Genomic DNA, 12,031 nt, shown 5'->3' on the forward strand with positions numbered 1-12,031 from the left:
CAGGTGCCACCACCTGGGTTGACGCCCCGCAGGCGGTTCCCGCGCTCCTGGGACGGTGTCGCCCCATCGTGACCGCCGGCGGGCACGCCCCGCACAGGGCCCACCAGCATCGGTCGATTCGCAGGTCGGCCCGCGTCGGCTTCTTCGGCCATGAGCCGCACGGCCACCCGGATCTCGGCGATCTCGCCGGCGATCCGTTTGTAGCGGCCTCCGGCAAGAGTCCGCTCCATGGGTGAGGTCTCCACGGGTCGGTCGTTCCAGTCGACCCTGGACAGTTCGCGTGCTGGCATGTCGCCTATCGTGCCTGTCCGGCCCGCTCGCGCACGCAGGAACGGCTCTGGCCGTGCGCCCCCATCGCCCGGGCCTCCCCCGCGGGCTGCTCCAGTGCCCCCGCTGACCTGCACGGTCATTCTTCGGTGGCGGAGGACCTCGTTGGTCGGCCTTCGGCGGCGAGCCGTCAAGGTTCGGTATCACAGGACGGCCCAGCTGCAGCGGCCTCGCTGCCTGCCTTACGTGCCTCGGGTGTTCAGTACTGGACGTCGATCGCTTTGATGCCGGTGAATTCGACTTCGAGGGCGCCGGAACTGTCGCGGAAGTAGTTCTCCTGGAATGCCTGGGCCATGATCTCGCGCATCTTCTGGTCGCTGGCGCCCTTGTCCTGGGCGGCGAAGAGCTGCTGTGCCCACTGCGGGGGGAGGTGGACGGTCAGGTGGCGCAGGCGGGCCTCGTCGGTGGTGCCGATCGGGGCGGTGTAGCCGAAGTAGGCCCACACCTCCACGGTGATGCCGCCGGTGGTGGCGGCGTTCTTGCGGGCTTGGCGGCGGATGCCGGGCTGCCACACCTTCTGGAGTTCACGGACCAGGGCCTCGCGCAGCGCGGCGCGCGGGTGCTTGCGCTGGCCCTTGAGGTAGCGGCGCACGGTGTTCGGGTCGACGCCCAGGCGCTGCGCGACGGCTTTCTTGTCGCCCTTGGCGGCCTTGACCAGGGCCCGCATCTGGGCCTGGGCGGACTTCGGCAGCCCCTGGGTGAAGTGCTCGGGCGCGGCCCGGTCGATGGCGTCGGTGATCTCCTCCACGGGCTGCTCCTACTTCCCGTCGACGGCGTTGGCGTCGTAGCCCTTGATGTGGCGGGCCGGGTTGACGGGCTGGTCGCGCTCGAGCCAGTCGACGACGGTCAGCATGGCCTGGACGCCCTCGACCTTGGACAGGCCCGGGGTGGCGCCGAGGCGGAAGGTTCCGGGCAGGACCTTGCCTGCGCCGGTGAGCGGCAGGAAGTCCAGCGGGGAGGCGCCCGGGGAGGCGTAGACGACGCAGTCGTTGTTGACGCCGAGCGGGTAGCGGCCGTTCGCCTTCGCGACGTTGGCCATCTTGCGGTGCATGTTCACCCGGGCCTTGGCGATGACCGCGGCCCGGATGTCCGGGCGCCAGGTCGGCCGCTCCAGCGCCGACCACGGCTCCCCCGGCTTGTAGGTCAGGCCCTGCGGGCGCTCGCGCAGCTTGCCGATCCCGAACTTCACCGTCGACTTCACCGCGGAGAGCACCATGGCGATCTGGTGGTGACGCCACACGGCCGAGGCGAGCTGGTCGTCGCCCAGCTCCGCCAGGTGCCCCAGTCCCTCGGCGGCCAGCGCGGTGCGCAGCGCGCCGAGGTCGGTGCCCGCGGTCTTGAGGAGGCGGTGGGCGGTCATCGCGGCAAGGAAGGCGCGTTCGTCGGTGTCCTTGTCGGTGGGGATGCCGGCCTCGGCCATGGTGGTGACGTAGGCCTCGCGGAGCCGGTCGTGCCACGGGTCCAGGTAGGGCCCGGCCTTCTGGCGCAGGTAGGCCTCGATCGGGGCGACGTCGTGGCCTAGCTCGAGGGCGTAGGCGACCGTGGCGGTGGTGTACCAGGCCGGGCCCGCGGGGGGCTTGCCGGTGGGGGTGAACGGGGAGGGCAGGCGCGGGTCGGTCGGGATGTGGGAGAGGTCGACGAACCAGGAGCCTGGCGTCTTCTTGTCGAACACCGGGTTGGTCACGTGGATGGGGCCGGACAGGCCGACGCTCAGGCGGGCGGCGGCGGCGAGGTAGGCGGTGTTGATGTCGATGCCCACCGCGAACGGCTCCACCATCTCCGCCTCGGAGAGCGTCTCGACCGGCCGGATCCACTGGTACGACTCCTCGTCCAGGAACCCGCCGGTCCAGCCCTGCGCGGCCGGGTGCTCGGTCAGGACCTCCGGCGGCGCCGCCTCGTGGACCTCGGTCAGCGCGCCCGGGTTCGGCGCGGACACCCACCCGCCCGTCGCCTCGTCACGCACCGCCCTCGTCGGCGGGCGCAGCGCGGTCATCAGCTCCAGGCCGCAGGTGGCGGTGGAGCCGCGCGGGGTGATGACGCGCTGGGCGTAGATCCCGAGCACGCGGGCCAGGTCCGGGGCCGGCAGATCGGCGGCCGCGCCCCAGGCCCGGGTGTCCAGGGCCCGCCATGGCAGGATCGCGAGCTGCACACATTGCCGGCGGCCGTCCTTGATCGGCCGGTAGATCCGCGCCCAGGGGCCGAAGCCGCGGCGGGTGAGCTGCCACTTCGAGCGGGCCAGCGCCTTGACCACCTTATGGTCCTCCGGCAGCCGCTGCGAGCGGCGGGTCGCCGGGTCGTCGTCCAATGTGGCCGGCAGGCCGAACTTCTCGGCGGCGGCCGCGGTCAGCACGACAAGCGGGTCGCCGTCCCGGCCGTTGCGGTGCAGACGGGCCGTGCCCAGCCCGGACTCGGTCAGCGCCCAGGTGACCAGCTGCGCCAGCGTGGTCGCCGGGCACTCCAACAGCAGGCCGCCGAGACCGTAGGCGGTGCCGTCGCCGTCCAGCACCACGAGCGGCCCGTTCGGGAACGGGCCGTCGTCGGAGGACGGCGCCGGACCCGCCGCCCGGCGCAGCGGCTGCGCGCCGGGGCGGGCCCTGGTAGCGGGGCGGGCCGACAGGGCAGCGGGGGGCGTCTGCGAGGCGTCCCCGGTGGTCTCCTTCACCGCGTCGGCGGGCAGCTGAGCGGCCTGCGCCGGAGCATCCGGGGCGGGCAAGGTGGGCGAGATGGGCGAGATGGACGCCGGTGTGAAGGCCTCCGGGACTTCCGCGACGGTCGAGGTGGCCGGGGCCGGGGCCGGGTACCGCTGGGCCCAGCCCTCCAGCAGGCGGGCGTATGCCTCCAGGCGCGGCGGCCGGGGTGACGAGCGGCCGTTTTCGTAGTTCTTCACTGTCTGCACTGTCGAGCGCAGTGCCTTCGCCAGCTGTGTCTGCGTGACGGCGGCGGCTTCCCGAAGGCGCACCCGCTCGGTCGGCTCCGGCAGTTGGGGGGCCGAGCCGTTCAGTAGCGCGTCCACCGCCGCGAAGAGCTCTTCCTGCGTGGGCATCAGAACCTCACCTCCTCCCCCAGGCTAGCTGTTTTTAACCCTGACATCAAACTTCGGAAGGCGTGTTGAACTTCCCATATGTCCTTCTCTTCAGTGATGTTCAGACAGGAGGAACGGCTTCTTTGGGATTGATCCTTATCCTTGGGAAATCTTGTTCCCGGGCAACGCGGCGCCGTCGGCCTCCGGTTGCACACCCGCCTACCCTCCCCATTCCCGCCACCCGGCACGGGCGAGCGCCCGGTACCGCCGGCCGCGACCGCACTCCGATGCCCCGCTCCGGCCCCGCCGGGGATCAGGCAGGGACGCGCAGACCGCAGGCAGCGGCCAGGGCACTCAGACGGTCCGCGTGAAGCGCGGTGAAGAGCCTCGCACTGGGCCTGGTGTCCGCCAGACGGCGGTAGTGCGCCGCGGCGAGCAGGTTGGAACGCAGGCGGGCCGGGATGCGGAAGGCCTCCCGCGTTCCGTGGCGGCTGACAGGCCCCGGGCCCGGCGAGACCGTCATCGGCAGTGCCAGTTCGTCGCCGCAGGGGGTGAGGTCCTGCAGGCGCGCGCCACGCAGACGGTGTGATGAGGCGCCGGTGGCCCAGGCCGCGGTGAGTGCGGCGGCGTGGAGCGGGTGGGCGATGTGACGGCGGATCCTCTCCCGGACCACGGCCGGGGGTAGGAGCGTGGCAGGCAGGTCCCAGCCCGGGATCAGGACCCGCCCGCGGGCGCAGGGCTGTCTGACCGGAGCACCGGGTGTGCGGACGAGGGGTTCGTGGAAGGCCTCGCGGGCGGCCGCGAGGGTGTCGACGACTCTGTGGTCAAGGCTGTTCAGCAGGCGTTCCATGTCGCGCCTCAAAGCGGGGGCGTGCCAGACCAGGGTGAGGGCGGAGCCGGTGGCGGCGTGCAGGTCCAGCAGGTAGTGCAGATCGATGCGCAGGTGTGAGCGCAGGACTATCACGTGGCGGATGCCCTCGGCCCACATCCAAGCGCGTACCGCGCGCTCTGCCCGGTCCTCGTCGGCCAAGCCCCGCGCCCCGGGGCCGGCCATGGACCTGCCGAGGGCGGTGAGGTGGTCGTGGAGAAGGACTTCGGTGCGTGCGGTGCCCACGGTGGGGTGGACGGTGATGCGTCCGGCCCGGGGCCGAGAGGCGGCGAGCGCGGCGGCGGTGAAGCGGGCGTCGTCGCGGCGGTCCAGGACCACCGTCACCGGGGGCAGGATGCGCCGCTGTGCGGCCGGCAGGGCCATGGCGGGATCCAGCAGCAGGTCGACGGGCAGGTTGCGTGCCGTCGTCGCAAGCGGTCCGGCAGGTGGCCGGCACCGCCCGCAGTCGGCCTCGGTCCCGGCCCTCGGTCTTCCCCGGCCGGCTGCGTGGTGCGGGGGAAGCTGGTGGTGGTTCACAGTCGGCTGAACGCCCAGCCGAGGACCTCGCGGTCCACGCGTTCGCGGCCGGTGCGTTCCAGGCCGAGGCGCGCGTGCGCGGTCAACTGGGCCCAGGCGCGGAAGTTGCCATGGGCGGCGTGCTGGTCGGCGAAGGCGATGTCCCCCGGGTCGGCGCCGGCCCACACCGGGTGGAACAGCGGGATAACGGCCTGGACATCCTCGGGTGCGAGGCGGGTGAAGTGCTGCCAGATGAAGATGCGCGAGGAGAGCATCGGCTCGCGGCGCAGCACCTGGTGGCAGCCTTCGCCGCCGACGAAGACGATGGCGAGCTGGGTGTAGGGGTCGTCCCAGAGGTAGCGGAAGTACTCGAAGGCCTCGCCGCTGAGCCACTGGGCCTCGTCGACGACGAGGGTGCGGGGTGTGCGGGCGAGGGCTTCGCGCAGCAGGGCGTCGAACTCGCTGGGGCCGCGGGGCGGGGTGCCGGGCAGGTCGAGGGCGGCGAAAAGTTCGTGGCGCACGGCGCGGGGGGGTGGGGCGCACGCGGAAGGTGATGCGGCGGATGTCCTCGGCTGGGTCGAGGTCGCGCAGGCAGGTGTTGACGGCCAGGGTCTTGCCGAAGCCGGCGCCGCCGTGGACGCACATCATCGCGCGGGCGTTGATCGTGTCGGCGAGGTTGTCGCGGGCGGCGAGCAGGGCGCGGGTGGTGACGACCTGGGCGCCGGGCAGGCGCAGGTACTGGTCGCTGTCCTGGGGCGGGAGGAGTCCGGTCACGGGGTCGGCTTTCGGGTCGCTTCGGTGGCGGTTCGGGTGGTGGTGAGTAGGCCGGGCGGGGTGTTCCAGTGCCCGGGCGGGGCGGTGGGCGGGACGAGGTCGGGCCGGGCGAGGGCTGCCAGGTCGGTGTGGGTGGAGGTGGCCAGTTCGCGGCCGGCCTCGGCGGCGGTGAGGGTGCCCAGCGTTCGTGGGGCCTCGGGCCGGGTGGCGGCGGCGTAGCGCTCGTGGCGCTGGGCTTGGGCCTGTTCGAGGTCGCGTTTGAGGCGGCGGGTGCGGGCTGTGCGGGCGCGACGGACCGCGGCGATCTGCTCGGGGGTGGCTTCGTCGGAGAGGTGGGCGGTGGCCAGGTGGCGGCCGGTGGTGGGGTCGAAGAGTTCGATCTCGTGCCGGTGGTGGGGCATGTGGCGCACCCGCACCCGGGTGCCGGTGCGGCCGGTCATCCACGGGGCTACGTAGTAGCGGTTCTTGAACTTCACGCCGCGGGTGGTCACCGGCCGGGGCTCGGCGCGGTCGTCCTCGAGGGTGAACGTCCACAGGTCCCCGGGCGGGATGTCCCTCACGGGCGCGGGGTCGTCCTGCCACGCCTCGAGCGGAGTCCTGCCCTCGAGCGGGGCCGGGCGGTGTTCGGTGTTCCACCAGAGCACCCAGGCGATCAGGCTGGTGGTGAACTCCTCGAAGGACAGCAGGCCGTGGCGGTCCGCAGGGCGGGGGCGGCGGCCCGGGCGGGGCTGGTGCACGTAGCCGGGCAGCGCCGCCAGGTGCATCCGCTCCACCGAACGGTTCAGCCCCTCCACCGTGCCCTTCAGATGCGGGGTGTAGGCGGGCAGATCCTCGACCTCGACCTTCAGCAGCTCGAAGGCGGCCGTGACCGTGCGGGACAGGAAGTCACCGCCCCGGTCCATGCGGACGGTTGCGGGCAGGCCGCCGACGGGGCCGTAGGGGCCGGTGCGCAGCACGGCGGCGCGCAGCGCCGCCAGGACGGATTCGCGGGAGGGCCGGCCGGGCGTCACGGCGAGGCCGGCAATCGCGTTGGTCGCGCAATCGACGTACCAGGTGATCCACGGCTGCCGGGCCTGGCCGTCGACGTGCACCAGCACGGGGGCCTGTTTGTGGTCGGTCTCCCACACGGCGTTGCGGTGCCCGCGCGGGCGGGTGAGGAACACGTCGTGCTTGCGGGCCGCCCGCTCCCCCGCCGCCAGTCCCGCCCGCTCCCCCGCGCTCAGGTCCCGCCGGATCGCCCTGTGCAGGGTGGGCAGCGACGGCGGGCGGCCGGGCGGGTCCCGGCGGGCGGCCAGGACGGCCAGCTCGCGGTGGACCGCGGCGACGTTGCCCTTCCACAAGGCCAGCAGATGGCGGACCTCGGGTGTGACGGTGAAGCGGGTGCTGGTCCCGGCGCGGGAACCGGGTTCGCGGGCCGCGGCCGGGTCGCGTTCGGCCGCGGCGAGCCAGCGCCACACCGTCCGCTCGGTCACCGCCAGGTGCCGGGCGGCCAGCCGGACCTGTCGGGCCGTCAGAGCGCGCTCCTGCCGCAGGGCCAGCAGGCGGCGCACCGCCGGTCCGCGCAGCGCGGCCAGGGTCGCCCGAGGAAGAACGGCACCGGCCGCCGTGCCGGTGCCGGCAGCGCCGCCGGCGGCTTCGCAGCCACCGTGGGCGGCCCCGCCGGATCCGGGCTCGGGATGTGAATGGTCGCTCACGCTCTCCTGCCTTCCTCGAAGCCGGGGTGAGGGGCTTCCCGGCCCTGTCTCACGTGGTGCGGCGGTTGTGGTGCCGGCCTCCCGGGAGTGCGGGTCCGGCGGGGCCGTCACAACGGTCCGGTGAGGCGGGCACAGACCCGCTCCAGCAGGCGGCGGTCGACTACGGGGCGGGCCTGGCCGTAGACCTCCGCCGTCAGATGCGAGGTCACCTTCGCCCAGGTCCGGAAGTTGCCGTGCCCGACGTGCTCCTCCACCCACGCAACGTCCCCGGGAGCCACCTGGCCCCAGAGCGGGTGGAACGCCTCCATCACCGGCCCCACCTCGGCCGGGGACAGGCGCGGCACCAGCTCCCAGGTCAGCACCCTCGACGCCAGCGCGGGCACCCTGCGCAGCGCCCGCTCGGACCCCGCACCGGCGAAGAGCAGCGCCACGTCCGTGTCCGGGTGGTCCCACAGCTGCCGCAGGAACTCCAGCGCGGCTGCGGGCAGGCGCTGCGCCTCGTCCAGGACCAGGACCCTGGGCCTGCGCAGCGCCTCGAGTAGCGTCAGGTCCGCCGCGACGTGCGCGACGCGCTGCACCACCGACGCGACCACGGATGTGACGACGACCTGCGCGCCGGGCACCAGGACCAGCACCGCAGCCAGGCGGGTCTGCTCACGCAGGAACACCTGCCCACCAAGCCCCGCGCCACTGACCGTCGCCAGGCCCAACTCGGCGAGCGGATCGGTACGCAGCGGCTCGGCCAGACCCGGCTCCCGCTCGATGACCAGCACCCGGCCCGCCAGGCGGTCACGGCGCACCACCCGGTGCAACGTCCCCAACGGCGGCACCCCCTCCTCACCGGAGGCCAGCATCCGGCGGTGCAGCTCTGCGACGTTCCCACCCGCCGCGGCCAGCAGCGCCCACGTCCGGTCCGACATTGTGTAGCCCTGGCGGGCAGGTTTGCCGTCCACCTCGCCGGTCGCGTTCGCCTCCGCCAGCCAACGCCACACCGTCCGCACCGACACACCCACCGTGTCAGCCACCGCCCGCACATGCCGCGATGTCAGCTCACCTACCGCCTGGCGCTCCACCAGGCGCCGCACCACCAAAGCCCGGGGCAACCCCCGCCCCACACCCCCACCGCTGTCGCCCATGAACCAGATCCAAGCGACACCACCCTGAAGAAGGCATCAGATCTCTCGAACCCGAGACAGCGGCAGCCACGATGAGATACAACCCCCACGACAGCGCCCCACCACCAGATCTCTCACCCCCACGACAGTCAGACCACCACTCCCGACTACCCACCCGACCAGCCCGAACCCGGCCCTCGGACCAGCACCACCATCAACCTCTCACCAGTACTGACACCAACCCGAGAAATCGCACACCCCCAACAGGCACAACTAAAGGTCCAGACAACACGGCATGAGAGGCCATTTCGCGCCAACACCGGCCAACAGGTCACACCCTGCGGTGGGGGATGAGCTACTTCTCTCCGTGGCTCGCACGCGCGGCTCGGCGCCGGGCGTCCGCCGCTTCCGCGCGGGCCTGCTTCGCTGCCCGCTCGGCCAGGCGCGCGGGACAGAACTCCTCCTCTGTCCGGTGGTTCACCGCCTGGCACAGCTTGCGGCCGGCGGGCCACCGGGAGCCGCGGACGCGGCGGCGTACGGCTCTGGGAGGCACGTTCAGGAGGGCCGCGAGCAGGCGGATCGCCCGCTGGGTGGTCTTGTCCGGGCTGAACGGTAGTCCAGGTTCAGCGGTCCGTCGGCGTACCGCTCCAGCAGCACCAGGAGCCGTGTCCGGACAGTGCGCAGCTCTGCCACCGGGCAGTTGCCCCAGCTGTCGGCGTCGTGGGCCTGGCAGGGCGCTGTGGTCTTCTTCGTCGTCGTCATGGCCGCCACCCTGGCCGAGGTCGGCTGTGGACAGCGGGCTGACGACGAAGCAGCGCGCCCCAGCCCGGGGGTCACTGGCTGGGGCGCGCAACGGAAGGGGCAGCGGGCTCCAAGGGCCCGTACGGTCGGTCAGAACTGGCGACGCCGTACGACGGGCCGGACGGGCGGGGACTGCTCCGGTGCCGCGCAACGCGAAGGCCGCGACGCGGGTGCGCTCCAGCCAGCTCACGACCTGGCGCAGCGTGGCGGGGTCGACGTGGCGGGTGAGGTCGCGCACGGCCTGGTGGTCGTCGTCAGTGAGCGCGTGGAGGCCGGCGCGGTCGAGGGCGGTGTAGAGAGGCTGGGCAGCGGGGCGGGGCCGGCGAGGCGGCGGTGGGCGGCATCGGTGGTCTGCCGGGCCTGGTGGGCGGCCTCGCGGGCGCATTCAGCGATGTCCCGGCGGTGGCGCTCACGGCGCAGCGCGTGCTGGAGGGCGGTGTCGTGGTCGGGGTCGTAGCGCTCGGCCCCGGTCTCGGCGGCGTGGTCGCGCACGCGCTGCCGCTCGGCCAGGCCGTCGGCCGCGGTGGCGTAGGCGCTCTCGTGGCCGGCGTCGGCGTACCGGTCGGCGGCGCGTTACTTGTCGTGGGCGGACGGCGATGACCCTGCGTTGTTTCCAGATGTCGCCATCGACCGCCACCAGTCGGCGCCAGCCATCATTTCCCTGATCTGGGTTTCGGTGAGCGCAGGATGAGCCTCGGCGGCGTGTGCCTTGATATTTCCGAACAGCTCCTCGTCATCCGCTCCGGTGAAATCGATTCTGCCGTGCGCCGGATCTACGCAGTGGAATCCGCGCATTGCTCCTCCTTCAAGAAGTGTTATTTCATTCTAGGCCATGGCGTGTTAACGCGCGCGCCCAGGGACATTCCCGAACGCTCGCCCATGCATTGCGTTAGGCCGTGGAGTCTGGGCAAGGGCCCGAGCCGCCGCTGCAGCAGGCTCCCTGTCAAGGATCCGAGCAGCCAAGTCACTGGGGTCGCCACCAGAACTCCGGCGGGCAAGCGGGTAGCCAGATCCTGCGACCACCGCCGCACTCGAACCGGCCATTAGCCCCCAAATGCCCAGATGATGCACATTCGGAAAGAACGCCGCAGCAGCGCATCAATTTCCATTTCCCCCGTTAGCGCGAATTACAAGAAATACCTTCTCGGATACTTCAGTGAAACCCGCTGACGGGACATCCCCCAGCTGAGGGTCTGCGGCAGAAAGCGCGTATCCAAGTCACCGGTCTCGCCGGTCCACCAACGCCGACCAGGCTCGTCAGCCGCCGACCGAGTGGTCCAGATAAGATCGCGATCAAGGCCATTTCCCCCACCACGGCTACTCAGGTCACACCCGACGGCCCCTCGCCGGGTAGAGCTTGGCGTGCAGCACCCGGTCCTCCCACCACGGATCGTCCGGAGCGGAGACCAGGGCTGCCACCTGCTCGCGCCTGGTCGGGGCGGGCAGCACCAACAGGCCCAGCTCCTCCGTCTCCCGATCGGCCGCGCACTGCGGGCACTCCAACCGGTCAGGGCCCGCCTTCTCCCGCAGCTCCAGCTCCGAGCCCGCCTTCCCTCCGATCGAGCCCCGGCACGTCCAGCACGGGCGCAGCGCGGCGTTGGCCGTGCGGGCGGCCTCCAGCTGTTCTTCGGTCTCCCGTTCCAGGCTCTCCTCGCGGTCCTGGTGGCAGGGCCGGCAGCGGCCGCCGGGGCGGCGGGTCCACTCCACCTGTCGTCCATCGGGGCCGTACTCCCAGCTGCTCTCCTCCTCGGGAATGTCGCCGCAGTCGATGCAGAGCAGGGAGTCCATCAGCTCCTGGTGGACCCGTTGCTGCGCGTCCTTGCGGGCGGCCTGGCGCAGGTCGTAGGCGGCCCGGTCGTCCGGGTTCTCCAGGGCCTCGACGAGGGAGTGCCGGCCCGAGCGGCCGAAGCGCCACCACACCGGCCCGAGCGGCCCGTGCTCGGCCAGCAGCTCCAGGGTGGTCGCGACGATGGGCACGGCGTCGTCGTACTCGCGCCAGCCGTCGTCGTTGTCGTCGCGGACCTCTCTGCACCACCGGCCGCGCCAGCAGTCGGCGGACAGGTCCGCGACGGCCTGCTGCCGGCCTGCCAGCGCGAGGGGTCCGGCGCCGGTGACGACCAGCGCGACGGGCGGGTACCCGGGCCGGGTGTGGCCGGGCCAGGTGCGGCGCCACCAGTGCACCGTCCGCTCGGCCGGCTCCTGGTCGGCGAGGGCCGGGTCGTTGTCGCGGACCCTGGTGCGGAACAGCTCGCGGTAGCGGGGGACTTCGCGGCGACGTCGGCCGGGGCCAGGGTGGAGCGGTCGACCTCGACCATGAGGACCGGCACCCCGATCTCCGGGGCCCGTCACACGCCGTCCGGGCGCACCTTCCGCCGGCCGCCCGGCAGCGGGAACTCGGTCTCGGTCGGCCAGGAGCGCACCGTCCCCGCTCCGCCCGCGGCCCCGGGCGCGCGGCCGCCGAGGACGAACGCAAGCACGGTCTCGTTGACCGCCATCGCGAGCCGGGCGCCGGAGCGCCCCGGGCGGTACCGCCCATCTCCGAGCGGACCATCCCCAAGCACGGCGGCGACCGCGTCCAACCCGGCCACCGCCACGTCTTGCGCCGGTCCCGGGTGTTGCCGTCGGAGGCGACCATGCCGTGCAACGCGAGATCACCGAGCGCCTGCCGAACCATCTTGTTCGACACCGCCCCCGGACGCAGCAGCCACTGCAACTGATCGGCGGTGGCGACCTTGAGAACACCGAGCGCGCCAAGGACGTCGGCGCGCAGCGCGGTGGTCGAGCCGTTCGGGTTGGCGACGCCGTCGAACCGGCCGAGCCGTCCCGGCCGGGACGGCTCGGCCGGGGGGGGCGGGGGGGGGGGTTAAAAAAAAACAACACCCCCACACCCACAAGAAAAAAGAAGGGGGGAAGG

The 12,031-nt window shown here is 72.6% G+C and carries 12 protein-coding genes; 1 reads left to right on the top strand and 11 read right to left on the bottom strand.

The window, feature by feature from the left end:
• Nucleotides 1-526: 526 nt before the first annotated feature.
• From tpg to ACFC0B_RS39825, 11 genes are all read right to left on the bottom strand, one after another.
• On the bottom strand, nt 527-1,075 hold the full coding sequence (tpg, locus tag ACFC0B_RS39775) for a telomere-protecting terminal protein Tpg (RefSeq protein WP_376098002.1): 549 nt from the start codon (nt 1,073-1,075) through the stop codon (nt 527-529).
• Nucleotides 1,076-1,084: 9 nt separating this feature from the next.
• Entirely contained in the window at nt 1,085-3,370 is a 2,286-nt protein-coding gene (gene tap / locus ACFC0B_RS39780) for a telomere-associated protein Tap (RefSeq protein WP_376098005.1), read from the bottom strand.
• Between the two features lie 292 nt (nt 3,371-3,662).
• Nucleotides 3,663-4,601 (bottom strand): hypothetical protein, encoded by a 939-nt coding sequence (locus ACFC0B_RS39785; protein ID WP_376098008.1) that lies wholly within the window; start codon nt 4,599-4,601, stop codon nt 3,663-3,665.
• Between the two features lie 149 nt (nt 4,602-4,750).
• On the bottom strand, nt 4,751-5,254 hold the full coding sequence (locus ACFC0B_RS39790; RefSeq protein ID WP_376098011.1) for an AAA family ATPase: 504 nt from the start codon (nt 5,252-5,254) through the stop codon (nt 4,751-4,753).
• A 249-nt stretch (nt 5,255-5,503) separates the two neighbouring features.
• Nucleotides 5,504-7,057: a Mu transposase C-terminal domain-containing protein gene (locus ACFC0B_RS39795; RefSeq protein WP_376098035.1), complete on the bottom strand. Its 1,554-nt coding sequence runs from the start codon at nt 7,055-7,057 to the stop codon at nt 5,504-5,506.
• A gap of 251 nt (nt 7,058-7,308) precedes the next feature.
• On the bottom strand, nt 7,309-8,226 hold the full coding sequence (locus ACFC0B_RS39800) for an AAA family ATPase (RefSeq protein ID WP_376098014.1): 918 nt from the start codon (nt 8,224-8,226) through the stop codon (nt 7,309-7,311).
• A gap of 645 nt (nt 8,227-8,871) precedes the next feature.
• Nucleotides 8,872-9,078 carry a hypothetical protein gene (locus ACFC0B_RS39805; protein WP_376098017.1) on the bottom strand — a complete coding sequence of 69 codons (207 nt, stop codon included), beginning with the start codon at nt 9,076-9,078 and terminating at the stop codon, nt 8,872-8,874.
• A 225-nt stretch (nt 9,079-9,303) separates the two neighbouring features.
• Nucleotides 9,304-9,609, bottom strand: coding sequence for a hypothetical protein (locus ACFC0B_RS39810; RefSeq protein ID WP_376098020.1), 306 nt, complete (start codon nt 9,607-9,609; stop codon nt 9,304-9,306).
• A gap of 81 nt (nt 9,610-9,690) precedes the next feature.
• Nucleotides 9,691-9,912 carry a hypothetical protein gene (locus ACFC0B_RS39815; protein ID WP_376098023.1) on the bottom strand — a complete coding sequence of 74 codons (222 nt, stop codon included), beginning with the start codon at nt 9,910-9,912 and terminating at the stop codon, nt 9,691-9,693.
• 531 nt (nt 9,913-10,443) lie between these two features.
• Nucleotides 10,444-11,466, bottom strand: coding sequence for a hypothetical protein (locus ACFC0B_RS39820; protein ID WP_376098026.1), 1,023 nt, complete (start codon nt 11,464-11,466; stop codon nt 10,444-10,446).
• Nucleotides 11,463-11,612: a hypothetical protein gene (locus tag ACFC0B_RS39825; protein WP_376098029.1), complete on the bottom strand. Its 150-nt coding sequence runs from the start codon at nt 11,610-11,612 to the stop codon at nt 11,463-11,465. The genes ACFC0B_RS39820 and ACFC0B_RS39825 overlap by 4 nt, the downstream gene beginning before the upstream one ends.
• Nucleotides 11,613-11,755: 143 nt before the next feature.
• Here ACFC0B_RS39825 and ACFC0B_RS39830 point away from each other — a divergent pair.
• Nucleotides 11,756-12,031, top strand: a 276-nt coding sequence (locus tag ACFC0B_RS39830; protein WP_376098032.1) for a hypothetical protein, incomplete at its 3' end; no start/stop codon positions are given.

It is taken from the genome of Kitasatospora sp. NPDC056184 (assembly GCF_042268405.1).
Classification (GTDB): domain Bacteria; phylum Actinomycetota; class Actinomycetes; order Streptomycetales; family Streptomycetaceae; genus Kitasatospora.

Coding starts and splice junctions, on each gene's coding strand:
- ACFC0B_RS39815 (WP_376098023.1), bottom strand. CDS start 9,912: ATGCGCGGATTCCACTGCGTAGATCCGGCGCACGGCAGAATCGATTTC.
- tap (WP_376098005.1), bottom strand. CDS start 3,370: ATGCCCACGCAGGAAGAGCTCTTCGCGGCGGTGGACGCGCTACTGAAC.
- ACFC0B_RS39785 (WP_376098008.1), bottom strand. CDS start 4,601: ATGGCCCTGCCGGCCGCACAGCGGCGCATCCTGCCCCCGGTGACGGTG.
- ACFC0B_RS39825 (WP_376098029.1), bottom strand. CDS start 11,612: ATGGCGGTCAACGAGACCGTGCTTGCGTTCGTCCTCGGCGGCCGCGCG.
- ACFC0B_RS39805 (WP_376098017.1), bottom strand. CDS start 9,078: ATGACGACGACGAAGAAGACCACAGCGCCCTGCCAGGCCCACGACGCC.